This is a genomic window from Nocardia sp. NPDC004860 (genome assembly GCF_040609015.1).
Lineage (GTDB): Bacteria > Actinomycetota > Actinomycetes > Mycobacteriales > Mycobacteriaceae > Nocardia.
Genome location: NZ_JBEXJI010000001.1, coordinates 414,295 through 441,070, shown reverse-complemented (window position 1 = coordinate 441,070; position 26,776 = coordinate 414,295). Strand labels below are relative to the sequence as shown.

The 26,776-nt window shown below is 71.3% G+C and carries 11 protein-coding genes; 8 read left to right on the top strand and 3 right to left on the bottom strand.

Going from position 1 to position 26,776, the window contains the following annotated elements:
- Window positions 1-195: 195 nt before the first annotated feature.
- From ABZV44_RS01835 to ABZV44_RS01825, 3 genes are all read left to right on the top strand, one after another.
- The gene (locus tag ABZV44_RS01835) at window positions 196-15,006 is read left to right on the top strand and encodes an amino acid adenylation domain-containing protein (RefSeq protein ID WP_354830645.1); all 14,811 of its coding nucleotides are present in this window, start codon (window positions 196-198) and stop codon (window positions 15,004-15,006) included.
- 147 nt (window positions 15,007-15,153) lie between these two features.
- Window positions 15,154-16,146 (top strand): alpha/beta hydrolase family protein, encoded by a 993-nt coding sequence (locus ABZV44_RS01830; protein WP_354831603.1) that lies wholly within the window; start codon window positions 15,154-15,156, stop codon window positions 16,144-16,146.
- Window positions 16,147-16,277: 131 nt separating this feature from the next.
- On the top strand, window positions 16,278-17,528 hold the full coding sequence (locus tag ABZV44_RS01825) for an Nramp family divalent metal transporter (RefSeq protein WP_354830643.1): 1,251 nt from the start codon (window positions 16,278-16,280) through the stop codon (window positions 17,526-17,528).
- Between the two features lie 9 nt (window positions 17,529-17,537).
- On the opposite strand, the gene ABZV44_RS01820 is transcribed toward ABZV44_RS01825, so the two are convergent.
- Window positions 17,538-18,332 carry an enoyl-CoA hydratase-related protein gene (locus ABZV44_RS01820; protein ID WP_354830641.1) on the bottom strand — a complete coding sequence of 265 codons (795 nt, stop codon included), beginning with the start codon at window positions 18,330-18,332 and terminating at the stop codon, window positions 17,538-17,540.
- Window positions 18,333-18,461: 129 nt separating this feature from the next.
- Here ABZV44_RS01820 and ABZV44_RS01815 point away from each other — a divergent pair, with 129 nt between their 5' ends.
- Complete coding sequence (locus ABZV44_RS01815; protein ID WP_354830639.1) at window positions 18,462-19,712, top strand: TetR/AcrR family transcriptional regulator; 1,251 nt, start codon at window positions 18,462-18,464, stop codon at window positions 19,710-19,712.
- 47 nt (window positions 19,713-19,759) lie between these two features.
- On the opposite strand, the gene ABZV44_RS01810 is transcribed toward ABZV44_RS01815, so the two are convergent.
- Window positions 19,760-21,241, bottom strand: coding sequence for an aldehyde dehydrogenase family protein (locus ABZV44_RS01810; protein WP_354830638.1), 1,482 nt, complete (start codon window positions 21,239-21,241; stop codon window positions 19,760-19,762).
- A gap of 332 nt (window positions 21,242-21,573) precedes the next feature.
- Here ABZV44_RS01810 and ABZV44_RS01805 point away from each other — a divergent pair, with 332 nt between their 5' ends.
- The 4 genes from ABZV44_RS01805 (at window position 21,574) to ABZV44_RS01790 (ending at window position 25,397) form a co-directional block, all read left to right on the top strand.
- The gene (locus tag ABZV44_RS01805; RefSeq protein WP_354830637.1) at window positions 21,574-22,596 is read left to right on the top strand and encodes an ATP-binding cassette domain-containing protein; all 1,023 of its coding nucleotides are present in this window, start codon (window positions 21,574-21,576) and stop codon (window positions 22,594-22,596) included.
- Window positions 22,593-23,402 carry an ABC transporter permease gene (locus ABZV44_RS01800; protein ID WP_354830636.1) on the top strand — a complete coding sequence of 270 codons (810 nt, stop codon included), beginning with the start codon at window positions 22,593-22,595 and terminating at the stop codon, window positions 23,400-23,402. Before ABZV44_RS01805 ends, ABZV44_RS01800 begins: the two co-directional genes overlap by 4 nt.
- A gap of 8 nt (window positions 23,403-23,410) precedes the next feature.
- A complete protein-coding gene (locus ABZV44_RS01795; RefSeq protein WP_354830634.1) occupies window positions 23,411-24,298 on the top strand; it encodes an ABC transporter permease in 888 nt (295 codons plus the stop codon).
- A gap of 70 nt (window positions 24,299-24,368) precedes the next feature.
- Complete coding sequence (locus ABZV44_RS01790) at window positions 24,369-25,397, top strand: SDR family oxidoreductase (protein WP_354830632.1); 1,029 nt, start codon at window positions 24,369-24,371, stop codon at window positions 25,395-25,397.
- A gap of 3 nt (window positions 25,398-25,400) precedes the next feature.
- Here the strand turns inward: ABZV44_RS01790 and ABZV44_RS01785 are convergent, their stop codons facing one another.
- Entirely contained in the window at window positions 25,401-26,651 is a 1,251-nt protein-coding gene (locus ABZV44_RS01785) for a lycopene cyclase family protein (protein ID WP_354830630.1), read from the bottom strand.
- Between the last annotated feature and the right edge of the window lie 125 nt (window positions 26,652-26,776).

Sequence of the window (26,776 nt, the reverse complement as noted above, 5' to 3'; positions counted from 1 at the left end):
GGGAAGCGCGCGTGACCGGTCCCCCCGCGGGGGCCGACAGCCCTGCCACCAGCAGGGTCGAGTAACGCGGCCTGCGTGAACCCGATGAACAATGTCGGTGCACGCGGCGGTATGGGCAATGACGGACAGGATGAGGACAGGCTGCATGATTCGGGTGGTCGGGGACCGGAAGATCGAGCTCGTGGCGGTGGCGGCATGACCCGCACGGCTCGCGTACGTCCCACCCGGACCCGCCGTGGACCCCACATTCCGACATTGCCGCAGCTGCTGGCGACCGCGGTCGAGGCCAATCCGGGCGGCCTCGCCATCACGGTCGCCGACGCCGAGCGCAGCCTGGCCGCGCTGAGCTACGCCGAACTCGACGAGCGATCGAACCGGTTGGCGCGCCTGCTCATCACCCGCGGCATCGGCCCGGAGGATCTGGTCGCGGTCGGTATCCGCCGCTCGCTGGAGTCGGTGGTGGCGGTGTGGGCGGTCGCCAAGACCGGCGCGGGCTTCGTCCCCGTGGACCCCAACTATCCGGCCGACCGCGTGCGGCACATGATCTCGGACTCGCGGGCGGTACTGGGCCTGACCGTGGCCGATACCCGCTCGGGCCTGCCGACCACGCTGCCCTGGCTGGAACTGGACACCGAGGAGATCGCGGCCGCCGCCCAGGGCTATCCGGCCGAACCGGTCACCAATGCCGACCGCGCGCGCCCGCTGCGGGCCGAGCATCCGGCCTACGCCATCTACACCTCGGGGTCGACGGGCCTGCCCAAGGGCGTGGTGGTCACCCACACCGGCCTGGCCGCGCTGACCGCGGAGATGCGCGAACGTTTCGGCATCGGGCCGGAGTCGCGGGTGCTGCAGGTCGCCACCCCGTCCTTCGACGCCTCGATCATGGAACTGCTGATGGCCATCGGCGCGGCCGCGACCATGGTGGTCGCGGTGCCCGAGGTGTACGGCGGTGACGAACTGGGCCGCCTGATCGCCCGGGAGCGGGTCACCCACGGCCTGATCACGCCGTCGGTGCTGGCCTCGCTGGACCCGGATCAGCTCACCACCATGGAGGCCATCGTCGGTGGCGGCGAGGCCATTTCGGCCGAGCTGGTGCGCCGCTGGTCCGGCGACCCGTCCGGTCGCCGCCGCTTCCACAATGCCTACGGCCCGACCGAGGCGACCATCGCGACCAATATCTCCGATCCGCTGTCCCCGGACCGGCCGGTGACCATCGGCGCCCCCATTCGCGGCGCCGGCGCGTACGTGCTGGACGAATGGCTGCGGCCGGTGCCGGTCGGCACCCCGGGCGAGCTGTACATCGCCGGTGCGCTGCTGGCGCGCGGATATCACGCCCGGCCGGAACTGACCGCGGCCCGCTTCGTCGCGAACCCGTTCGACGGGGGTGCGGGCGCCCGGCTCTACCGCACCGGTGACCTGGTGCGCGCCAATGCCGCCGGTGAGCTGGAGTATGTGGGCCGCAACGACTTCCAGGTGAAGATCCGCGGCCTGCGCATCGAGCTGGGCGAGATCGACGCGGTGCTCGCCGGGCACGAGTCGGTCGACTTCGCGGTCACCGTCGGTCACGAGGTGAACGGCCGCGCCACCGCGCTGGTCTCGTATGTGCATGCGGCCCCGGGCTTCCCGGTGGACACCGCGGTGCTGTCGGAGCTGGCCGAGCGGACGCTGCCCGCGCACATGGTGCCGGCCGCCATCATCGTCCTCGACACCATCCCGCTGACGCCCGCGGGCAAGCTCGACCGCCGCGCGCTGCCCGAGCCGCAGCTCGAGGTCACCGAATACCGGGCCCCGGAGACGGCGGCGCAGCAGGCGGTGGCCGAGGTCATCGCCGAGGTGCTGCGCCTGGACCGGGTCGGTCTCGACGACGACTTCTTCAGCCTCGGCGTGGATTCCATCACCGCCATCCAGATCGTGTCCCGGGCCCGCGCCCGGGGTCTGGGCTTCAAGCCCAAGGAGATGTTCGCCGCCCGCACCGTGGCCGCGCTGGCCGAGCTCGCGGTGCCGGTCGACACCGCCGCCGCCACCGAGGAACTCGCCACCGGGCCGCTGGTCGAGCTGAGCGCCGACGACGAGGCGCGGCTGCGCGAGCGCTACCCGAACCTGTCGGAGGTGTGGCCGCTCACCCCGCTGCAGACCGGCATGCTGTTCCACGCGCGGCTGGCCGAATCCTCCGTCGACGCCTACATGGTCCAGTTCGCCCTCGACCTGGCCGGTGAGATCGACGTGCCGCGCGTGCACGCCGCCGCCCGCGCCATGCTGGACCGGCACGTGAACCTGCGGGTGGTCTTCGCCGAGGACAGCGCGGGCAATCCGCTGCAGGTCGTCCTCGACGAGGTCGAACTGCCCTGGCAGTACCTGGATCTCAGTGACCGGGTGCCCGCCGAGGCGCTGGCCGAGACCGACCGGCTGATGGCCTTCGACGTGGGCCGCCACTTCGACATGAGCACCGGGCCGCTGCTGCGCGTGGCGCTGTACCGCACGGCCGCCGACCGCTACCGGGTGTGCGTCACCAGCCACCACATCCTCATCGACGGCTGGTCCATGCCGCTGCTCATCCAGGACATGCTGCTGCTGTACGCGGCCGGCGGCGACGCGGCGCAGATCCCGGCGGCGCGGTCCTACCGTGACTACCTGGCCTGGCTGGCCGCGCGCGATCACGCCGCGGCGCGGGAGGCGTGGCGCGAGACCCTCGACGGGTTCACCGAGCCGACGCCGCTCGCGGCCGTCGATCCCTCGCGCGAGATCACCTCGGGCATCGGCGAAGTCGCCTTCCAGCTGTCCGAGGACGACACCACCGCGCTCACCAGGGTGGCGCACGAGGCGGGCGTCACCCTCAATACCGTCGTGCAGGCCGCGTGGGGTCTGCTCATCGGCCGCAGCACCGACCGCGACGATGTCGTCTTCGGCGCCACCGTGTCCGGCCGTCCGCCGCAGCTGGCGGGCATCGAGACCATGATCGGCCTGTTCCTCAACGCCATCCCGGTGCGGGTGCGGCTGACCCCGGGCAGCACGCTCACCGAGGTGCTGCGGGCGCTGCAGGACGAGCAGGCCGCGCTGCTCGACCACCACTACGTCGGGCTGGGCGAGATCCAGGAGATCGCCGGAGTCGACGGGCTTTTCGACTCCATCGTGGTGTTCGCCTCCTTCCCGGTGGACGAGGAGTCCCTCGACGACGCCGCCGCGCCCATCGACGGCGCGGGCATTCTCGGCGCGTCCGCCGTGAACGGCACCCATTACCCGCTCACCGTCATGGTGCAGCCGCGCGGCAAGGGCCTCGGCTTCGGCGTGAAGTACCTGCGCGACCTCTTCGAGGAGGACGCGGCCCAGGCCATCGCGCACCGGCTTTCGGCGCTGCTGTCCCGCATCGCCGCCGACCCGCGGGCGCGGGTGGCCGCGGTGGACGCGCTGCTCGACGGCGAGCGCCGCGAGCTGGCGGCCGTCAATGCCACCGAAGTGCCCGAGCTGCTGGACGATTCGACGCTGCTCACCCTGTTCGACGCCCAGGTGGCGCGGACCCCGGACGCCCCGGCCGTGATCTTCGGCCGCACCACCCTGACCTACGCCGAGCTGGACGCCCGCTCCCGCCGGCTCGCGCAGGAGCTCACCCTGCGCGGTGTCGGCGCGGAATCCCGGGTGGCCGTGGCCATGCGGCGCGGCATCGATCTGGTGGTCGCCGTCTACGCGGTGCTGCGCTCCGGCGGCGCGTACGTGCCGGTGGATCCCGATCACCCGGCCGAGCGCAACGAGTACGTCCTCGCGGGTTCCGCGCCGGTGTGCGTGCTCACGCGCGCGGCCGACGACTTCGAAACCGCCTCCGGCGTACCGCTGTTCTTCGTGGACGCGCTCGCGGGCGCGGATCCGTTCGTGGAGGTCGCACCCGCGGGCGTGCGCGCGGACAACGCCGCCTACGTCATCTACACCTCCGGCTCCACCGGCCGCCCCAAGGGCGTGGTCATCACGCACCGGCAGATGGCCAACCAGTTCCGCTGGGCCCAGCGCACCTACCCGCACCGCGCGGGCGACGTGGTGCTGCACAAGACGCCCATCACCTTCGACATCTCCACCTGGGAGCTGTTCTGGCCGTTGCAGACCGGCGCGGCCGTGGTGGTGGCCGAACCGGACGGGCACCGCGACCCGGCCTACATCGCGCGCACGATCGACGAATACGCCGTCACCTCCGTGCATTTCGTGCCGTCCATGCTCGACGCCTACCTCGACGGCGCGGCCCGGCGGCACCCCTCGCTGCGCTGGGTGTTCGCCGCCGGTGAAGCCCTCACGGCGGAGAGCGCCACGAAATTCGCTGCCGCGCTGCCGGATACCGAGCTGGTGAACTGGTACGGCCCGGCCGAGGCCACCGTGGTCACCGCGCATCCGGCCGAGCGCACCCACGGCGTCGCCGTGCCGATCGGCAGCCCTGTCGCCAATACCCGGGTGCTGGTGCTGGATCGGCAGCTGCGGCCGGTGCCCTTCGGCGCGGCCGGTGAACTCTATGTCGCGGGCGTGCAATTGGCGCGCGGCTATCTCGGCGCGCCCGCGCTCACCGCCGAGCGCTTCGTCGCCCACGAGGACGGGCAGCGGCTCTACCGCACCGGTGACGTGGTCCGCTGGATCCACGTCGGCGAGGCCGAACCCGTCGGCTCGGCCGGCGCCTCGTATGCGCTGGAGTACCTGGGCCGCAGCGACTTCCAGGTCAAGCTGCGCGGCCAGCGCATCGAGCTGGGTGAGATCGAGACCGTGCTGCTCGGCCACCCGGCCGTGCACCGGGCCGCGGTCTCGCTGGTGCGCGGCGCGAGCGGCGACCGCCTCGTCGCCTACGTGGTGCTCGAGGACGGCGCGCAGGTCACCGACGCCGAACTGCTCTCGCACACCCGCGAATCCGTGCCGTCCTACATGGTGCCCTCCGCCGTGGTGCGGCTGGACGCCATGCCGCTCAACGCCTCCGGCAAGCTGGACCGCAAGGCACTGCCGGTGCCGCAGTTCCAGGCCCGCGAATACCGCGAGCCCGCCACCGCCGCCGAGCGCACGGTGGCCGAGGTGTTCGCGACCGTGCTGCACCTGGACCGGGTGGGCGCGGACGACGACTTCTTCGAGCTGGGCGGCAACTCGCTGAACGCCACCCGGGTGGTGGCGCGGCTGGGCGCCGCGGTCGGCACCCGGGTGCCGGTGCGCGCCCTGTTCGAGGCGCCCACCGTCGCCGAACTCGCGAATTCGCTGGGCGCACTGGACGATTCGGCCGTCGCGCCGCTGCGGCCGATGCCGCGGCCGGAGCTGGTGCCGCTGTCCTACGCGCAGCAGCGCATGTGGTTCCTCAACCGCCTCGACACCGATGCCGCCACCTACAACCTGCCCATCGCGCTGCGCGTCACCGGACCGCTCGACGTGCCCGCGCTGCGCGACGCCGTGGCCGACCTGGTCGCCCGGCACGAGGTGCTGCGCACCTACTATCCCGAGCACGAGGGCGTCGGCCACCAGGTGATCCTGGACGTCCACGAGCCCGACGCCATGCCCTCGCTGCCGGTGGTTCCGGTCACCGAAGCCGAGGTGGCGCAGGTGGTCTCGGAGGTCGCCTTCGCGCCCTTCGACGTGACCGCCGCCCCGCCGCTGCGGCTGCGGCTGCTGCGCCTGGACGCCGAGGACCACGTGCTGGTCTGCGTCGTCCACCACATCGCCGGCGACGGCTTCTCCGGCGGCCCGCTCACCCGCGACCTGATGACCGCCTACTTCGGCCGCATGCAGGGGCAGGAACCGTCCTGGACCCCGCTGCCGGTGCAGTACGCCGACTACGCGCTGTGGCAGCGCGAAAGCCTCGGCGACGAACACGATTCCGGCTCGCTGCTGGCCCGCCAGTTCGACTACTGGCGCTCCGCCCTGACCGGACTGCCCGATCAGCTGGAGCTGCCCACCGACCGGCCCCGGCCGGTGGTGGCCTCCGGGCGCGGCGCGGTGCACGCCTTCGATATCGACCCGCACGTGCACGGCGCCCTGAACCGGGTTGCGCAGCAGCACAACACGACGCTGTTCATGGTGCTGCACGCCGCCTTCGCGGTGCTGCTGGCGCGGGTGTCCGGCACCGGCGACATCGCCATCGGCGCGCCCATCGCGGGCCGCGGCGAGGCCGAGCTGGACAACCTGATCGGCATGTTCGTCAACACCCTGGTGCTGCGCACCGAGGTCGACTCCAATGCCAGCTTCGCCGAGCTGCTCGCCGCCGTGCGGCAGACCGACCTGGCCGCCTTCGAGCACGCCGACGCGCCGTTCGAACGCATTGTGGAGCTGCTGGATCCGCCGCGCTCGCAGGCCCGGCACCCGCTGTTCCAGGTGTCGCTGACCGTGCAGAACATGACGCCGGCCGTGTTCGAACTACCCGGCGTCACCGTCTCCGACGTCGACCTGACCGTGCCGGTCGCCAAGTTCGATCTGGACCTGACGCTGGTCGAGCGGACCACCGCCGACGGTGTGGCACAGGGCATTTCGGCCGCGTTCACCTACGCCACCGACCTGTTCGATCCGGAATCCCTGGATCGGCTGGCCGAGCGGCTGCGCCGCACCCTGGTCGCGGCGGCCACCCATCCGGAGCGGGCCGTCGGCGACTTCGACCTGCTGGCCGTGGACGAACGGCAGCGGGTGCTGTCGGACTGGAACGCCACCGCCGTCGATGTGGCGGCCGGGCTGCCCCGCGCGGCCACCACGACCCTGGTGTCGCTGTTCGAGACCCAGGCGCTGCGCACCCCCGACGCCATCGCCCTGGTCCACGACGGCGAGCAGCTCACCTACGCCGAGTTCTCGGCCCGCGTCCACCGCCTGGCCCGTCGCCTCATCGCCACGGGCGTCGGACCGGAATCGCTGGTGGCCCTGCACATCCGGCGCTCGCTGGACTTCGTGACCGCCGTCTACGCCGTGCTGGCCGCGGGTGGCGCGTACGTGCCGCTGGACCCGGACCAGCCCGCCGAGCGCATCGCGCACGTGCTCGACACCGCCGAACCGGTGTGCGTGCTCACCACCTCCCGCGACACCTTCGACGCGGGCGCGCACCCGGTGCTCGAGATCGACACCGCCATCCTCGCGGGCTACGCCGACCATCCGGTCATCGACGTGGAACGCCGCGCGCCGCTGCGCGCGGAGAACACCGCGTACGTCATCTTCACCTCCGGCTCCACCGGCCGGCCCAAGGGCGTGGCCGTGCCGCACGCCGCCGCCGTGAACCAGATCCGCTGGATCACCGCCGAATACGCGCTCGACGGCGACGACATCGTGCTGTTCAAGACCCCGGCCACCTTCGACGTGTCGGTGTGGGAACTGTTCGGCCCCTTGGCCACCGGCGGCCGCATGGTCGTCGCCACGCCCGACGGGCACCGCGACCCGCTGTACCTGGCCGATGTCATCGCCGCCGAACGGGTCACCCTCACCTCGTTCGTGCCGTCCATGCTGCGCGCCTTCTCGGCGGCCGCCGATCCCGCGCTGCTGACGTCGCTGCGGGCGCTGCTGGTGGCCGGTGAGGCGTTCACCTCCGACGCGGTCGACGCCTTCCGCGCGATCAGCCCGGCGGAGCTGCACAACCTGTACGGCCCTACCGAATTCACCGTGCACGCCACCTACGCGCCGGTCGCCGACGACGTCTCCGGCGCCGTGCCGATCGGCGGCCCGGTCTGGAACGCCCGCGCCTACGTGCTGGACTCACGCCTGCACCCGGTCGCCCCCGGCCTGGTGGGTGAGCTCTACCTGGCGGGCGCGCAGCTGGCCCGCGGTTACGTCGGCCGCCCCGACCTGACCGCGGATCGCTTCGTGGCCAGCCCCTTCCGCCGCGGCGAGCGCCTGTACCGCACCGGCGACCTGGTCCGGTGGAACGCCGACGGCGAGCTGGTCTACCTGGGCCGCACCGACTTCCAGGTGAAGCTGCGCGGCCTGCGCATCGAGCTCGGCGAGATCGAGGCCGCCCTCACCTCGCACGCCTCCGTGGACCAGGCGGTCGTGGTCATGCGTTCCGACGCGGACCGCGGCGACCAGCTCGTGGCCTACCTGGTTCCCGAGAGGTCGAACCCCGCCCGGAGCGAATCGGAGGGCAAATTCGACACAGCCGCGCTGAAGGCGCACCTGGCCGCCCGGCTGCCGTCCTACATGGTGCCCGCCGCCCTGGTGGTGCTGGACGCCATGCCGGTCAACGCCAACGGCAAGCTGGACCGGAAGGCGTTGCCCGCACCGGAATTCGAGGCCCGCGAGTTCCGCGCCCCGGTCTCCCCGGTCGAGCAGACCGTCGCCACCGTCTTCGCCGAGACCCTCGGCCTCGGGCAGCCGGTCGGCCGCGACGACGACTTCTTCGCCCTCGGCGGCAATTCCCTGGTCGCCACCCAGGTGGTGGCCCGCCTCGGCGCGACCCTCGACACCCGCGTCCCGGTCCGCATCCTCTTCGACGCGCCGTCGGTGGCGGCGCTGGCCGCCGCCCTCGAATCGGTCACCGGCACCGGCCGCCGCGCCCTGGTGGCGGGTCCGCGCCCGGAGCACATTCCGCTGTCACCGGCGCAGCAGCGCATGTGGTTCCTCAACCGCTTCGACACCGAGTCCGCCGCCTACAACATCCCCGCCGCGGTCCGGCTCACCGGCGCCCTGGATGTGGCTGCGCTGCGCGCGGCCGTCGCGGATGTGGTTGCGCGCCACGAGATCCTGCGCACCATCTACCCCGAGACCGGCAACGGTCCCGTGCAGGTGGTGCTTCCGGTCGCGCAGGCGACGCCCGTTCTCGAGGTTCGCGCCGTCGCCTCCGGCGAGGTTCCGGGCGCGGTGCTCGCGGTGGCCTCGCACCTGTTCGACGTCACCACCGAGGTGCCGCTGCGCATCGCGCTGTTCGAGATCACCGACGCCCCGGGCGAATACGTGCTGGCCCTGGTGATCCACCACATCTCCGGCGACGGCTCGTCGGTGACCCCGCTGACCCGGGACCTCATGGTGGCCTACGCCGCCCGGTCCATGGATCTGGAACCGGCCTGGCAGCCGCTGCCGGTGCAGTACGCCGACTACGCCATCTGGCAGCGCGAACTGCTGGGCGACGAGCACGATCCGCAGTCGGTCGCCGCCGCCCAGATCGGCTACTGGCAGCAGGCCCTGGCCGGACTGCCCGACCAGCTCGACCTGCCCTCGGACCGGCCGCGTCCGGCCGTGCAGTCCTTCCACGGCGGCAAGGTCGAGCTCAGCATCGACGCCGCCGCCCACCGCGCGCTGGTGGAGCTGGCGCGCGCCGAGGGCGCGACGCTGTTCATGGTCGTGCACACCGCGCTGGCCGTGCTGCTGGCCCGGCTCTCGGGCACCGACGACATCGCCATCGGCACCCCGATCGCGGGCCGCGGTGAGGAGGCGCTCGACGACCTGATCGGCATGTTCGTCAACACCCTGGTCTTCCGCACCCGGGTGGACGCGGGCGCGAGCTTCACCGAACTGCTGGCGCGGCAGCGCGAAACCGACCTCGCCGCCTTCGCGCACGCCGACGTCCCATTCGAGCGCCTGGTGGAGGTGCTCAACCCGGTGCGCTCCACCGCCCGGCACCCGCTGTTCCAGGTGGGCCTGTCCTTCCAGAACCACAGCCAGGCCGGTCTGGAACTGCCGGAGCTGACCGTCGCGGGCCTCGACATCGACACCGAGCTGTCGCAGTTCGACCTGCACCTGATCGCCGCGGACCGCTACAGCGAAACCGGTGAGCCCGCAGGCATTCTCGGCCACTTCACCTACGCGACGGCCCTGTTCGACCAGGCCACTGTCGCCGGGTTCGCCGAGCGCTTCGTGCGGCTGCTCACCAGCGTGGTGGCCGAACCGGCCGCCCCGGTGGGCGAGGTGGAGCTGCTCGCGTCTGCGGAACGGGCCCGAATCCTGCAGGGCTGGAACGACACCCGGCACGAGGTCGACACCCGTGCCACGCTGGCGTCCCTGCTCGACCGGACCGCGAGCGCCCACGCCGGGCGGACCGCCCTGGTCGCCGACGGCGAAGGCGAGCTGACCTACGCCGAACTCGCGCAGCGGGTCAACCGCCTGGCGCGCCACCTGATCTCGCTGGGCGTCGGCCCCGAGTCCCGGGTGGCGCTGGCCCTGCGGCGCTCGACCGACCTCGTGGTGGCCATGTACGCGGTCACCGCGGCGGGTGGCGCGTACGTGCCCGTCGATCCGGATCAGCCCGCCGAGCGCACCGGCCACATCCTGGAATCGGCCGCGCCGGTGTGCGTGCTCACCACGAGCGCGACCGGCTTCGTGACCGGTCTCGCACCGATGGTCCGCCTGGACGAGCTGGCGACGGATTCGGTTCCGGCCGGGCCGATCACCGACGCCGAGCGGGTCGCGCCACTGCGGCCGGCGAACACCGCCTACGTCATCTTCACCTCGGGATCGACCGGCCGCCCCAAGGGCGTGGCCGTGCCGCACGCAGCGATCGTCAACCAGTTGCTGTGGAAGACAGCGGAATTCGACCTCGGCGTCGACGACGCGGTACTGCTGAAGACGGCGTCCACCTTCGACCTGTCGGTGTGGGAATTCTGGTCCGCCGCCGTCTCGGGCGGCCGCCTGGTCATCGCCGAGGCCGACGGCCACCGCGACCCGGTGTACCTCAACGCGCTCATGGCCCGCACGGCCGTGACCGTGCTGCACACGGTGCCGTCCATGCTGGACGCGCTACTGGCCGAACCGAATTCGGCCGTCGGACTGGGCGCGCTGCGGCGCGTGCTGGCCATCGGTGAGGCGCTGCCCGCGACGCTCGCACTGCGGTTCCGCACCGCCTTCCCGGCGGTGGGGCTGTACAACCTGTACGGCCCGACCGAGGCCGCGGTGTCCATCACCAACCACGAGGTCACCGCCGCGGACCGCGTCTCGGTGCCGATCGGCGCGCCGGAATGGAACAGCCGCGTCTACGTCCTCGACGCCCGGCTGCGGCCGGTGCCCGCCGGGGTGCCCGGCGAGTTGTATCTCGCCGGTGCGCAATTGGCGCGCGGCTACTTCGGGCGACCGGATCTGACCGCGGATCGCTTCGTGGCCGACCCGTTCGCGACCGGTGAGCGCATGTACCGCACCGGTGACCTGGTCGCGTGGAACTCGACCGGCGAGCTGGAGTACCGGGGCCGCACCGACTTCCAGGTGAAGATCCGCGGTTTCCGTATCGAGCTCGGCGAGATCGAGGCGGCGTTGCTGGCGCTGCCGGAGATCGCCCAGACCGCGGTGCTCGCCAAGACCGACGCCAAGACCGGCGACCGGCTGGTCGCCTACCTGGTCCCGTCCGGCTCGGATATCGAGGTGCCGCAGGTGAAGTCGGCCCTGTCGGCGGCGCTGCCGTCGTACATGGTCCCGGCCGCCTTCGTGGTCCTCGACGCCCTGCCGTTGAACGTGAACGGCAAGCTGGACCGCGCCGCGCTGCCCGACCCCGAATTCGAGGCGGCCGTCTTCCGTGCCCCGGCCACCGCCCTGGAACAGACCGTGGCGGAGGTCTTCGCCGACGTGCTCGGCCTGGAGCGGGTCGGCGCGGACGACGACTTCTTCACCCTCGGCGGCAATTCGCTGCTGGCCACCCAGGTGGCGAGCCGCCTGCGCACGCTGACCGGCGCCGAGGTCCGGGTGGCGTGGTTCTTCACCGCGCCGACCGTGGCCGGACTCGCCGCGCAGATCCTGGCCGCGCTCGAGGGTGAACACGACTTCGACTCGAATTCCGAAGCCGGACTGCAGGTCGTGCTGCCGATTCGCGCCACGGGCACCCGGACGCCGATCTTCTGTGCCCCGCCCATGTCCGGAATGTCGTGGTGCTACGCCGGTCTGGCGCGCTTCCTCCCCGAGGACCAGCCGCTGCTCGGCCTGCAGTCGCCCGCCCTCACCGAGGCCGACTACGACCCGGCCGATCTGGCCGACGTGGCCCGCCGCTACGCCGCCGAAATGCGCGCCATCCAGCCGGAGGGCCCCTACCGGGTGCTCGGCTACTCGCTCGGCGGCATCCTGGCCTACGCCATCGCCACCGAGCTGCAGGCCGCCGGACAGCAGGTCGACCTGGTCGCCATCCTGGACTCCTACCCGGAGTCGAAGTCCGACTTCCGGACCTCGATCCTGGACGAGTTCGCCACCATCGGCATCGGCCCCGAGGCCTTCCCCGACGGCGACCTGCTGAACCTGAGCGAGGAGGCGCTCACCGCGCTGCACGGGGCGGTGCCGCCGGACCTCGGCGTCCTCACCCTGGACCGCCTGCGCCGCATCTACCGCGGCGCGGTGCGCAGCCTCGAGCTCGAATCGCAGTACCGGCCGCGGCATTTCGACGGCCGCGTCGAGCTGTTCCGGGCCGAGTTCCTGAGCGCCGGTGTCCCGCAGGCGAAGTCGTCCGCCGACTGGCGGCCCTACGTCAGCGGGACCGTGGGCGAGCACCCGGTGCCCGGCACCCACCAGATGATGACCACCGCGGAATCCCTCGCCGTGATCGGACCGGTGCTGGCCGGCCTCATCGAGCGCGCCGACACCGAACCGGCCGGCGATACCGCCGCTGCCGCCGAGCCGGTGGGCACCCTGCCCGAGCTCATGGCCGCCGCCGTCGAGGCGAATCCGGACGGCGCGGCGGTGATCATCCGCGGCCGGGCCTTCACCTACGCCCAGCTCGACGCCGAGTCCTCGCGTCTGGCACGGGTTCTCATCGATCAGGGCGCGCGCCCGGGCACCCGGGTGGCCGTGGCGCTGCCCCGCTCGGTGGCGCTCATCCTCGCGGTGTGGTCGGTCGCCAAAACCGGTGCGACCGTGCTGCCGGTGGATCCTGCCACCGGTGACATGGGTGCGATCGACGACCGGACCACGCACGGCCTGACCCTCAGCGCCGCCACGGCCGCGCTGCCCCCGCTGGCCGCCGGCGGGGAGTGGCTCGTGGTCGACGATCCGCGTGTGGGCGCCGACGTCGAATCCCGTTCGCCCGCACCGGTTGCCGACTCGGACCGCCGCGCACCGGTCGCGCCGGGCGACGCGGCCTGGGTCGATCGCGCGGCCGACGGCTCCGGCGAGGTGGTGCTCGCCCAGGCGGACCTGTACGCGATCGCCACCCGGACGCTGTCCTTCGGCCTGCACGGCGAGGCGCGGGCGATCTATCTCGCGGCGGCCGGGTCGAGCCTGTCGCCGCTGGAACCGCTGCTGCCGCTCGGCGCCGCCGCCGCACTGGTGGTCGCGCAGCACCGCGCCTACGAGCCGGCCGAACTCACCGAGCTGCTCACCCGCGAGGCGGTGACCCACCTGGTCCTCGCCGAACCGGTGCGGGACCCCCTGTCCCCGGCGGTCCCCGCGGACGTGCGGGTCATCGCCGCCGAGGACCTGCGCGCCCGGCCCGTGGCCGGCACCCGCGACGCCGCCGTGCCCGCTACCGGCGAGCCGGCGTCCGCCACGGACGAATCCGCGTCCGCCGCAGGGCAGTCCGAGGAGCTCGAGGTCGACTGGGCCACCACCGCGGTGCTGCCGGTGATCAGGCCCGAGGATCTCGAGCGGTCGGTGAAGCTGCGCGATCCGGAACAGGCCGCCGAACCCGAATCGCTCCGGGAGTCCGAGCCGGATCCCGATATCGCGTTCCGGTCGGTTGCCGAGCCCGAGCGGGTGAGCCCGGCCGCCGCCATCACACCGGAGAACGACGCGACGGCCGCACCGGAGGAGACCGCACCGGCCGCGCCGCCGCGCGTGGCCGTCAAGAACCCGGTCATGGGGCCGAGACTCAGTGCGGTGGGCGAGGTTTCGCCGCTGCCCGCGGGCGCCATGGGCCTGCTCGAGGTGGAACCGTCCGGAGTCTGGGTCCGGGCCATCACCCTCGATATCGCCGCCGGCATCTCCGGCACCCGGGTACGCCGCTCGGTCGCCGGACTGCTGGACCGGCATCCGGGCCTGTGGGCGCGACTGCGCCGCAATGGCGACGCGGTGGCGCTCGACATTCCGGCCGCCCAGCCGCGCGGCGCCGCGGTGGTCTGGCAGATCGACCCCAACCTGGAGGCTGTCGGTGACCCCATCGAGGCCGTGATCCACGCCGCCGCCGCCGAATTGGACCCCGAGAAGGGGTACAACATGCGCTTCGTGCTGGTGGAGAACGTGGCGACCGACTCGGCGGAGGACCCGCAGGACCGGCCTGCCGCCGTGCTCGTCGTGGTCGCCAACGGCCTGGTCGTGGACGACGCCTCCTGGCGCACCGTCATCGAGGACCTCACCGCCTCCTGGTCGGGCGGCCACGCCACCCCGCACAGCGCGGACGCCCACCCGCTCGGCATCGCCCGCGCGCTGGCCGAACGCGCCGTGGACGCCGACACCATCGACGAATTGGACTGGTGGCGTGACCAGCTCGCCGGCGTCGCGGAGGGCGTGTCGCCGGAGCTGGTGCTCGGCGACGCCGATTCCGGTGCCCGCGGCCGGGTCTCGGTGTCCATCACCGGCGAGGGCGCGGCGGCCGTCGACGGCGTGGCGCGCCGCTACGGCGCCAGCATCGACGACGTGCTGCTGGCCGCCCTGGCCGCCACCCTGCTCGACCCGGGCGCCGAAACCCTGCGCGACACACTGGGTTCGGTGGTGCGGCTGATCGCCGACGGCCGCACCCCCGGCGATCCGGCCGGGCTGCGGACGGTCGGCGCGTTCAGCACCACCTACCCGTTCCCGCTGCGCCTGGACGGCGTCGACCTCGCCGAGGTGCGGGCCGGCGGCCCGACCGCGGGCGCGGTGATCGAGCAGATCCGCGACCGGGCGCGCGAAGTACCCTCGCAGGGAGTCGGTTTTGGGCTGCTGCGGCACCTGAACCCGGAGACGGTGGCGGAGATCGCCGTACTCCCGGTGGGCCGCATCGGCTTCCGCTACCGTGACCTGCGCCCGGCCCGGGTCTACCCGGAACCGGTCGCCGACGACCTGTACCTGGACGTCACCGTGGACACCAGCCAGGACGGCCTGATCGCCCGCTTCGATTTCGTGGGCACGGTGCTCGGCCTGGACCAGGTCAAGCAACTGGTGGAGGGCTGGGTGCAGGCGCTGGGTGGACTCGCCGAACACGGGCGCTGACGCCCGCGGTGTGAGCGACCCGTAGTATCAGCTGAATTCGACACGAGATGAAGGTGCGAAACATTGATTCGTCGACATGTCCGGAACGGGCGGCGCGGGCTGCGAGCCGCGGCCTTCCTTGCTGCCACAGCGGTTCTCACCGGTCTGATGACCGGCGTCGGTGGCGGCACCGCCTCCGCTGACCCGATCATCGACGGCAAGAAGCTGCTGGCCGATCCGGTCTCGGCGGATGGTTCGAAGATCACCAAGGCCGAGATGAAGGACGACCGGAACATCCGGCTCTACGTCTATTCGGCGGCCATGGGCGCCACCTACCCGGTCGACGTGCAGCGGCCCGCGGACGCCTCGGTGCCGCGCCCGACCCTGTACCTGCTCAACGGCGCGGGCGGCGGTCAGGACGACGCCTCCTGGGTCAAGAAGACCAATATCGTCAACGGCTTCCTGGGCGACAAGAACGTCAACGTCATCCAGCCCATCGGCGGCAAGTGGTCCTACTACCAGGACTGGGACAACGACGATCCGGTGCTGGGCCGCAACAAGTGGACCACCTTCTTCAGCGAGGAACTGCCCCCGCTGATCGACGCCGCGCTCGGCACCAACGGCGTCAACGCCATCGCCGGCATCTCCACCTCCGGCACCACCGTGCTCACCCTGGCCGAGGCCAAGCCGGACCTGTACAAGTCCGTCGCCGCCTACTCCGGATGCGCTCAGATGGCCGACCCGCAGGGCCAGGAGTTCATGCGCCTGACCGTCGAGACGTGGGGCGGCGGCAAGCTCGAGAACATGTACGGCCCGGCGGATTCGTCCGAGTGGGCCCAGCACGATCCGGTCATCAATGCCGACAAGCTGCGCGGCATCAACCTCTACATCTCCTCCGGTAGCGGTCTGCCCGGCGTATACGACACCCTCAACGGCCCGTACGCGCTGCCCGGCGCCTACGGCCTGGCCAACCAGATCATCATCGGTGGCGTGATCGAGGCCGGCACCAACTTCTGCAGCCACAACCTGGCGAACAAGCTGAACTCGCTCGGCATCCCGGCCACCTACAACTTCCGGGCCACCGGCACCCACTCGTGGGGCTACTGGAACGACGAGTTCATCAACTCGTGGCCGGTCCTGGCCCAGGGCCTCGGTATCTGACCGAAAGTCCACGCGGACAACGCAAGACAGCCCGGCACCGGCAAGGTGCCGGGCTGTTGCGCGTTATGGCTGTGGTCACAGCTTGGTAGGAAGTGCTAAACAAAAAGTTCGGGTACCCGTAAAATCGGTGTGTGAGTACCAGCCTGGCCTATCAGCGCAGCCCGTTGCAGCGAGCGCGGTCGGCCGCGGTGCTACTCGGCCCGGCCTTCGTCGCCGCCATCGCGTACGTCGATCCGGGCAATGTCGCCTCCAATATCAGCGCCGGCGCGCAATACGGCTACCTGCTGGTGTGGGTGGTGGTCATGGCCAATGTGATGGCCGGGCTGGTCCAGTTCCTGTCGGCGAAACTCGGTCTGGTGACGGGCAAGTCGCTGCCGGAGGTGGTGCGGGAGAAGTCCGGCCGTCCGGTGCGGCTCGCGTACTGGGCGCAGGCCGAGACCGTGGCGGTGGCCACCGATCTCGCCGAGGTGGTGGGCGGGGCGATCGCACTGAACCTGCTGTTCGGACTGCCGCTCATGATCGGCGGCATCATCACCGGCATCGTGTCGATGATCCTGCTGCTGATCCAGAATCTCCGCGGGCAGCAGCCCTTCGAGCGCGTCATCATCGGCCTGCTCGGCATCATCGCGATCGGATTCCTTGCCTCCCTGGTGTTCTCGCCGCCATCGGCCTCGGAAACGGTGGGCGGCCTGGTGCCCCGCTTCGACGGCTCCGGCAGCGTGCTGCTGGCCGCGGCCATGATCGGTGCGACCGTCATGCCGCACGTGGTCTACCTGCACTCCGGCATGGCCCGCGACCGGCACGGGCATCCGGAGGTGGGCGCCTCACGAAACCGGTTGCTGCGCGTCACCCGGTACGACGTCGGCCTGGCCATGCTGCTGGCGGGCACGGTGAACCTGGCCATGCTGCTGATGGCGGCCGGCACGCTGCGCGGCCGCGACGGGGTGGACACCATCGAGGGCGCGCATGCCGCGGTTCAGCAGGTGCTCGGCCCGGCGGCCGGGCTGTTGCTCGCGGTCGGCCTGCTCGCCTCGGGCCTGGCGTCCACGTCGGTAGGGGCCTATGCGGGGGCCATGATCATGCAGGGCCTGCTGGACCGGCACATTCCGCTGGCCGTGCGCCGCGTGATCACGCTGATTCCCGCCCTGGTGGTGCTCGCGCTGGGCGTCGATCCCACTCGCGCCCTGATCATTTCGCAGGTGGTGCTGTCGTTCGGCATTCCGTTCGCGCTCATCCCGCTGGTGCGCCTCACCAGCGATGTCGCGCTCATGGGCGCGAACGTCAACCACCGCGTCACCACCGGTCTGGCCTGGCTGGTGGCCGCGGTCATCACCGCCCTGAACGTGGTGCTGATCTACCTGACCGTCGCCGGAAAGGGCTGACGCGCCGCGCTATTCGGCGAAGACCGCCCGGCGCTTCTGCAGCATGGCGGCCGCGCCCTCGGCGAAATCGGCCGAGCCGAGCAGTTCGCACTGGCCGGCCTTCTCGGCGGCCAGGGCGGCGTCGAGCGAGGTCAGCGCCGCCGCATTGAGGGCGCGCTTGGTGAGCTCCAGGGCGCGGCGCGGGCCGTGCGCGAGCTTGGCGACGGCCGCCTCCACCTTGGCGTCGAGCTCCTCGTCGCCGTACACGCCCGCGATCAGGCTGTGCTCCACGGCCTTTCGCGCCGGGAGCCGCTCGCCGAGCAGTGCCATCTCCGCGGCCAGCGGGCGACCGGCCGCGGCCGCCACCAGGGCCGCCGCACCGCCGTCGGGCATCAGGCCGATATTGATGAAGGCCAGCAACAGGTAGGCGTCCTCGGACGCGTAGGCCAGATCGGCGGCCAGCGCGAAGGCCACGCCCACCCCGGCCGCCGCGCCCTTGACCCGGGCGACGACCGGAACGGGGGAGTCGACGATCGCTCTGATCATCCGGTTGGCCACGTCCATCGTCATCTCGGGCGTGATGCCGCGTTCCTTCTCGCCCGGTGCGGCGGCCAGATCCGCGCCGGTGCAGAAGTCGCCGCCCGCTCCGGTCAGTACGATGACCCGCACGGCGGGATCCTGCGCAGCCGCGAGCACGGTGTCGCCCAAACCGGCCATGGTGTCGTAGCTGAGCGCGTTCTTACGCTTGGGATTGGTGATGGTGATGCGCAGTACCCGCCCGTCCTGAACCGCTGTGTACCCCGGCGTGGTCGCGATGTCCGTCATCGGGCACTCCCCAGATATATATGCGGCGGCAATGCCGCAGACTGTGTTCGGATTTGCGAATTGTGGTTAACTTAGGGGGGTTCGTCCGGCACTGTCAACAGCCGGTGTTCGTCGAGAAGGAGAAACTGTATGGTCGCCGATCGCAGCGAGGCCACCCTCGCTTCCGCGCGACCGGACAGTAACTCCGGGCCATCCGACAGCGAATCCGGTCCCCGCCGCCGCCCCAAGAACCGCAAGGCCCAAATCGTGCGGGTAGCGGCCCGGGCGTTCGCCGAACGCGGCTACCACCCGGTCGGCGTGGACGAGATCGCGGCCGAGGTCGGCATCTCCGGTCCGGCGCTGTACCGCCACTTCACGAATAAATACGCGCTGCTGGTGGCCGCCGCGGAAATGGGCGCACAGCAATTGCTGGACGCCGCCAAGGCCGCCGACCATCCCGAGCTGGAAGCGGAACCGCGACTCACCGCGCTGATCCGCGGCATCGCCGAGTACACCATCGACGTGCGCCGCGAGGGCGGGCTGTACCGGTGGGAGCGCCGTTACCTGGAACGCGCCGACCGCGACCGCATCCGCGTCATCTACAACGAACTGCGCGCCACCCTGGCCGCCGCGATCGCCGAGCTGTACCCCGACGCGGACACCGCCGACATCGAGCTGCGCGCGGCCGCGGTACTGAGCGCCATCGGCTCCATCACCGCGCACCGCACCGCGCTGTCCACCACCCGCCTGGTCAACCTGATCACCGAGATCTGCTGGGACCTGCTGCGCTGCGACCTGCCGCCCGCGCCCGCCCCGGCCACCGGCGACCCGCTGGTGCGCGGCCTGCCCGTCATCTCCAAGCGCGAGCAGCTGCTCACCGAGGCCATCCGCATCTTCGGACGGCAGGGCTACCACGAGGCCAGCATCGAGGAGATCGGCGCCGCCGCCGGCATCAACGCCTCCAGCGTCTACCGCTACTTCGCCAGCAAAGCCGACCTGCTGGCCGCCGCCTTCCACCGCACCGGCGAACGGGTCGCCATCGGCAACAACGAGGCGCTGGCCGAGGCCACCAGCCGCGCCGACGCGGCCGTGCGGATCGCCGACCGGTTCTCCCGCATGACCTTCGCCATGCCCGAGATCCTGCCGGTCTACTTCTCCGAATTCTCGAATCTGCCCGCCTCCGAACAGCATCGGCTGCGCTCGGTGCAGCGGCAGAACGTGCTCGAATGGGCCAACCTGCTCGAGGGCGACCAGGTCGAGGCGCGCTTCCGGGTGCACGCGGCCATCGCCCAGGTCATCGATGTGGGCCGGCGCATCCGCTTCGACGGGCGACCCGAGAACCTGGCCCGGGTGAGCGCGCTCATGCGCGCCGTGCTGCTGGGCGTGCCCGCCGCCGAATAGCCTTCGGCGCACCGCCGAATAGTCTCCGGCGGCAGCCACTTCCACCGTCAGACCCGGTGCCGCATCCGGAACAGCGCGCGGGCCACCCGCAGACGGCGCGGATGCTTCTCGAAGGTGCCCGAGGTGATCTGGTCCGGCGGATGCTTCTCGGTGATCGTCTGCGGCCGTGCGAATTCCCGCAGCGTGCGCGGATCGCGAATGCGGCCCGGCCCGTTGACCCCGTAGACCGGGGCCGCGTTGACCGTGATGAGCTCGCTGCGCAGCCGGGCCGCGAACTCCGGGACGCTGCGGGTGTCACGCGTGAAAACCGAGACGGCGCGCGGCCTTTCGGCGGCATTCACCCGATCGGCGGCCTCGTCCATGGTGGCCACCCGATTCACCACCAGCACCGGCCCGACCGCGTCCCCGGTGACCGCGGTGCTCACCTCGGGCACCTCGGTGAGCACGATCGGCTCGATATACGGTTCGCGGATCGACTCCAGGCTCCCGACCACCAGCCGCGCGCCCCGGGTGACGGCGTCGCGCACCTGGCGGCGCACCACATCGATCTGGGCGTCCAGGATCATCGGCCCGTAGGAGGCGCGGCGATCCGCGCCGGGGCGCAGCCGCCGGGCCTGATCGGCCACCAGTTCCAGGAACGGTTCGTACACCGAGTCGGCCACGTACACGCACTGCACGCCCGCGGGCTGCTGACCGGAATTGGCCATGGCGCCGTACACCGCGGCCGCCGCGGCGGTATCGAGCTTGGCGTCGACCTGGACCACCATCGACCCGCGTCCGCCCTGCTCGACGAGCAGGGGAGTGGACGCCTGCGCGGCCAGCATGGCCACCTCCCGGGCCCCCGCGCCGGATCCGGCGTAGGCCAGCTTGTCCACGCGGGCGCGGCACAGGGCGGCGGCGGTGCCGCTGTCACCGGTGACCACCTGCAGCACAGGCTGATTCGGGGCCAGATGGTTCCAGGTGTCGGCCAGCCAGGCGCCCACGCCGGGGGTCAGCTCACTGGGTTTGAACACGACCGCATTGCCCGACGCCATCGCGCCGGCGATCGAATTCATCGGTGTCAGAACGGGATTCTGCCAGGGGCCGAGTACGCCGACCACGCCCAGCGGCAGGTAGCCGACGGTGCCGGCCGCTTCGCGGCGCAGTGCGGCGCCCAGCCGGGTGGTGCGGCCCAGCGTCTTCTCCGCATGCCGCGCAACCCAATCCAGATGTTCCACGGCCAGCGTCACCTCGATGGCCGCGTCGATGCGCGGCTTGCCGGTCTCGCTGCTGATCAGCTCGACCAGATCGCGGGTGCCGCGGGCCAGGCTGCGTTTCCAGTCCAGCAGCCAGCGTTTGCGCGCGGCGAATCCCAGTGCCGCCCACCATTGTTCGGCACTGCGTGCCGAGCGGACGGTCCGGGTGAGCTCGCCCGCGCCCATGCTGGCGTATTCGCCGACGACCTCCCCGGTCCGTGGGTCGAAGGACGTCAGCACCTTGGATCGGCGCGCACCGGCGCGCCCTGTTGCCGGCTGCGCCGACTCGGCCATGGTCAACCTCTCGTGGCCTGTGAATGTCTCTCCCCGCCAACGCCAGACTATGGTTCGAGTCGCAGATGCGACAAGGTAGCGAAATTGCCGCATACCGGCCGGTCTGCGCCTGGATCAGCAGCTATACCGGAGCACTTCGGTTTGTGACCAAGCACACAGTTTGGAGAATGCTGCTTCGGCAAAGAAACGGCCTTGTTTGGGATGCGCCGGTAACATCACGCCCGGCGGTGTGGATCATCCCGGCGGGCGGTAACAACTCGTCCCCGCGGGATGTGGGGACCCGCCGCACGGGGCGACATCGTTCAGCCCGACCAGTCGATAGTGGAGAGTTGATGCCCAGCTTGGACAGACCGCAACCCGGAGCACCCGATGATCCGGCCGTTTTCGTCGAAGACGTCCGTAAGTCCTTCGGCGAGGTGCACGCGCTGCAGGGGATCAGCTTCACCGCCGCCCGCGGACAGGTCCTCGGCATTCTCGGCCCCAACGGGGCGGGCAAGACCACCACGGTCAAGATCCTGTCCACCCTGCTGCGTCCCGACTCCGGCATCGCCCGCATCGCCGGGCACGACGTGCGCTCGGACCCCGCCGCGGTGCGCCGATCGATCATGATGACCGGCCAGTACGCGGCCCTCGACGAGAACCTCTCCGGCCGCGAGAACCTCGAACTCTTCGGCCGCCTGATGGGCCTGCCGCGCAAGGCCGCCCGGCAGCGCGCCGACAACCTGCTCGAGGAATTCGACCTCACCGGCGCGGGCCGCCGCGCGGTGCGCCACTACTCCGGCGGCATGCGCCGCCGCGTCGACATCGCCTGCGGCCTGGTGGTCCGCCCCGAGGTGGTGTTCCTCGACGAACCCACCACCGGCCTGGATCCGCGCAGCCGCCAGGGCGTCTGGGATCTCGTCACCGCCCTCAAGAACCAGGGCATCACCGTCCTGCTGACCACGCAGTACCTCGAAGAGGCCGACGTGCTCAGCGACAACATCATCGTGATCGACAAGGGCACGGTCATCGCCGAGGGCACCGCCGACGCTCTCAAGGAGAAGACCGGCGGCAGCTACTGCGAGGTCGTGCCGCTGGACCCGACCCAGCTGACCACTGTCGCCGACGCGCTCGGCGATCTGGTGCCCGACGCGGTCCGCGCGGATATGGATGGCGGCGACCGGCTTTCGATTCCCGCCCCGAACGGTGCGGCCACCCTGTCGGAGGCCCTGCGCCGGCTCGACGCCGTCGGCGTCAAGCTCGCCGACATCGGACTGCGGCGGCCCTCCCTCGACGACGTCTTCCTCTCGCTCACCGGGCACTCCGGCAGCCACGAGGCCGCCGCCGACACGGCCGACACCGCGGGCGTGGCATGAGTGCCCCCGCGGCCGACGCCGCCGACCTGTTCGCCGGCGTGCCACCCGCCCGGCCCAGCAGTTTCGCCCAGTGGCGCGCGCTCACCGGACGCGTCGTCTGGGTGATGGCCACCAAGGGCGAACTCGCCGTCGCGGTGATCGTGCCGCTGGTGTTCACCCTCGGCTTCTACCTGCCGCTGAAGTACGTCATGCAGGTCCGCGGCATCCACTACGCGCAGTTCGTCATGCCGATCATCGTGCTGCAGACCATGTCCTTCACCATGATGTCGAACGCGCAGCTGGCCGCGTTCGAGGCCATGACCGGGCTCAACACCCGCATGCAGACCATGCCCATCGGCAAGCTGGTGCCGCTGCTGTCCCGGCTGTCCGCGGGCCTGGTGCGCTCGGTGGTCTCGCTCATCGCGGCACTCGGCTGGGGCCACCTGATCGGATTCCGATTCGTCGCCGGCTGGGGACAGGCCGTGCTGTTCTGCGTGTTCTCCCTCGCCGTCGGCACCATCCTGGCCATCGGCGCCGACGGGCTCGGGTCACTGACCAAGAGCCCCGAATCACTGAGCCAGGCCCTGACCCTGCCGACCCTCATCTTCGGCATGCTGTCCTGCGGCTTCGTGCCCGAGTCCGGCTTCCCCGCCTGGGTACGGCCGTTCGTGCGCAATCAGCCCATCTCGCAGTTCTCCTTCGCGCTGCGCGACATGGCCGAGCACGGGGTGACCTGGCAGGTGTTGTGGGTGCCGCTGGTGTGGCTGGGCGGCCTCGCGGTCGTCTTCACGCCGATGGCGATCTGGGCGAGTGTGAGGCGATCATGAGCAGTGCGATGACGGCCCAAGTGGACGAACAGGATTCGGTGGTCGAAAAGGATTCGGCGGTCGACGTGGAATCGTGGGCGGGACATCAGCCGCTGCCCGTGGTGAAACCGCGGTCGGAGCGCGCGCTCTCGATCTGGCTGGAACAGAGCCTGATTCAGTGCAAGCGCCTGCTCATCGGCTGGATGCGCGATCCCGCGACCACCATTCAGACCCTCGTCTACCCGGCGGCCACGCTGATCATGTTCCGGATCGTGCTGGGCGACTCCATCACCCAGGCCACCGGCATGCCCAGCATCTACGGCACCGTGCCGATGGTCATGCTGGTCGCCGCCATGTCCGGTTCGGTGGTGAGCGCGCTCGGCTTCAAGACCGAGAAGGCCACCGGACTGCTCGGGCGGTTCTACACCATGCCCGTCCATCGCGCGGCCGGACTCACCGGGCGGCTGCTGGCCGAGGCGCTGCGGGTGCTCATCACCTCGCTGTTCGTGCTCGCCGTGGGCGTGTGCATCGGCTTCCGGTTCTGGTACGGGCCCGCGGCTTCGATTGCCATGCTGGGCATTCCGATCCTGTTCGCCATCGGGTTCGCGGTGCTGGTGACGGCGCTGGCCACGCTCACCGAGGGGGTGCTGCTGGTCTCGCTGATCGGCATCGTCAACACCCTGCTGATGTTCTTCAACTCCGGCTTCGTGCCGGTGTTCGCCTACCCGGTCTGGCTGCAGAAGACGGTCGAGAACCAACCCATGAGCACCGCCATCGACGCCATGCGCGGACTGTCCTACGACGGGCCGATCGCGACCCCGCTGTGGAAGACCGTGGCGTGGTCGGTCGGCATGATCGTGGTGTGCGCCTACCCCGCGATCCGTGGGTACCGGCGGGCGGCGGAGACCGGAGCCTAGACACGCCCGACCCGTTTCCCCGGGGCCGCACCGGAGTTGGAGTGGCGCGCGTCACGTTAAGGTGGGCGCCATGACTTACCTGGTTACCGGGGCAACTGGGTTCATCGGTCGATTTCTGCTTCCCGAACTCCTGAAACGCGGCGCGGACATCCACGTCCTGGTGCGCCCGGGCGAAGACTCCGTGCTGCGTTTCAACCGCTGCCTGCGCGACTGGGGCGCCGCCGACCGGGTGCGCCCGGTGCGCGGCGACCTCGGCGCGCCCGGGCTCGGCATCGACACGGGCTGGATTGCGGCGCACCGCGGTTCGATCGACCACGTCTTCCACCTGGCCGCCGGCTTCGACACCCGCGGCGCGGGCGGCGGCACCCGGCGGGTCGCCGAACTCGCGGCGGCGCTGGAAGCCGGACGGCTGCACCATGTTTCGACGGTGCGTGTCGCGGGAGCCTGGGAGGGCCTGTTCACCGAGGACATGACCGACGTCGGGCAGCTGCTCCCCACCCCCTCCCAGCGGGCCATGCTGCGGGCCGAACAGGACGTGCGTGAGCAGACCGCGGTGCCGTGGCGGATCTACCGGCCCGCCATCGTGATCGGCCATTCCCGCACCGGCGAGATCGACCGCATCGACGGCCCCTACTACTTCTTCCGGCTGCTGCGCATGGCCGCGCAGCTGCCCCGCATCCTGCCCGTGATCGCGCCCGAACTCGGCGAAACCAATCTGGTGCCGGTCGATTTCGTGGCCCGCGCCCTCGACCACATCGCGCACCGGCCCGGCGACACACCCGCCACCTACCACCTGGCGGATCCGCGCGAGCAGAGCGTCGCCGACGTGTTCAACCTCTTCGCCGACGAGGCCGGGGCGCCGCACCTCATCCAGGTCATGCCCAAGCAGACCCTCGACCTCACCCTGCGCGTGCCCGGCATGGGCTGGGTGTTGCGCCAGGTCGGCATCCCCATGGACGTCATCGAGGACACCGAACTGTCCTGCCGCTTCGACTCCCGCCGCACCGCGGCCGCGCTCGCCGGCACCGATATCAAGGTGCCGCCACTGGCCGCCTACGCCGCGATCGTCTGGAAGTACTGGATCGAGAACTGGGTCTGAGCCCTACCGCGGACCGGTGTGCTTCTGCGCGGTTTCCCCGGGTCGCAGCTCCTCCCGGGGCAGCAGCAGGTCGTCCAGGGGGCGCGGGCGGCCGTAATCCCAACCCACCCAGCGGTTCCGGTTCCGCCAGCCGACCAGGTCGTAGCGCCAGCGGAACGGCCGGGTGGTGCCGACCGTCATGAACAGCGCCGTGCCCAGCGCCGAGTAGTCGGCGTGTGCCGACAGCAACGCGCGCTGCTGCCGGGGCGGGCGGGTGAAGAACGCGTCGAACATGGCGATGGACTGCGCGGTCGTCAGCCGGCCCAGGCCGTACACGCCCCGCATGCGCATCCAATAGACCAGGCGCGCCTGCCACGGCCACAGCGCCTGGACCGGATCGTCGCCGCGGCGCACCGCGGCCAGGGCGGTGTCCACCAGCGACAGCGAATCCGCCACGCAGTAACCGGTGATCGGATGCATCATGCCGCCGCGCGAGCCGAACGGAATCACCCGGCCGCGACCGGCTTTCGGGGGCAGCTCGTCGAGCGGATAGTGGGCGGCCTCGGTCGGCTCGTCGCCGCGCAGCCGAATCCCGTGCGCCGCCAGCCGATTCAGGGTGCGCCGCCGCAGCTCATGCTGCGGCATGCCGCCGCGCAGGCCCAGGCTGGTCTCCTCGAAGATCACCGTGCCGTCGCCGAGCGGCACCGAGTACAGGAACGACGGCGGCTCGTCCGGGCCCGCGCCGTTCTCGTCGCGCCAGTCCAGCAGCAGGCCCTCGCCGGCGGTCACCATCGGGGCCGCGGTGTCCTCGTCCACGAAGATGCCGTGCGCGCTGGCGGTGCGCCGGGCCCCCGGCGCGGCCTGGCCGCGAGTGTCGAACACGGTGGCGGCGCGCACCTCGGTACCGTCGGCCAGCTCCACCCGGTGCGCCTCCACCGTGCGCGCGCGGCCCGCGATGACCGTCGCGTCGTCCAGCGGCAGCGCGTCGAACAGGCCCTGCTTGGACAGCACGCAGTAGGGCCGGAGAATCCGATGCTCGGTGGTGGTCCACACCGCGGGCGCCTCGATGCGGCTGGCAATCGCGCCGTGCCCCAGCCACTCCGGCAGCTCGTCCACCCAGCACGAGAACGTCGGCGCCCACAGCCGTGCCGGCCGCGGATCCACCGCGACCACCCGCATCCCCGCCACCATGGCGCGATGCGCCAGCGCCCGCCCTGTGGGACCGAGCCCCACCACGCACACGTCGGCCGCCCCGCCGACCTCACGGCCACTCATACCCGCATTCAAACAGTCGCGTCCAGGCCCCGCCAGGCCGACTCCGACTTCGCACCCCCGCGCGCTGTGCGGCCGAATCCTCGCCGCGCGCGCCACCCTTCGATGGTCATTGCCGCTTGCTATCG

Bases quoted from the DNA above. Each gene is read 5' to 3' on its own strand.
- ABZV44_RS01835 (WP_354830645.1), top strand. From the start codon at position 196: ATGACCCGCACGGCTCGCGTACGTCCCACCCGGACCCGCCGTGGACCC.
- ABZV44_RS01830 (WP_354831603.1), top strand. From the start codon at position 15,154: ATGACCGGCGTCGGTGGCGGCACCGCCTCCGCTGACCCGATCATCGAC.
- ABZV44_RS01820 (WP_354830641.1), bottom strand. From the start codon at position 18,332: ATGACGGACATCGCGACCACGCCGGGGTACACAGCGGTTCAGGACGGG.
- ABZV44_RS01815 (WP_354830639.1), top strand. From the start codon at position 18,462: ATGGTCGCCGATCGCAGCGAGGCCACCCTCGCTTCCGCGCGACCGGAC.
- ABZV44_RS01810 (WP_354830638.1), bottom strand. From the start codon at position 21,241: ATGGCCGAGTCGGCGCAGCCGGCAACAGGGCGCGCCGGTGCGCGCCGA.
- ABZV44_RS01805 (WP_354830637.1), top strand. From the start codon at position 21,574: ATGCCCAGCTTGGACAGACCGCAACCCGGAGCACCCGATGATCCGGCC.
- ABZV44_RS01800 (WP_354830636.1), top strand. From the start codon at position 22,593: ATGAGTGCCCCCGCGGCCGACGCCGCCGACCTGTTCGCCGGCGTGCCA.
- ABZV44_RS01795 (WP_354830634.1), top strand. From the start codon at position 23,411: ATGACGGCCCAAGTGGACGAACAGGATTCGGTGGTCGAAAAGGATTCG.
- ABZV44_RS01790 (WP_354830632.1), top strand. From the start codon at position 24,369: ATGACTTACCTGGTTACCGGGGCAACTGGGTTCATCGGTCGATTTCTG.
- ABZV44_RS01785 (WP_354830630.1), bottom strand. From the start codon at position 26,651: ATGAGTGGCCGTGAGGTCGGCGGGGCGGCCGACGTGTGCGTGGTGGGG.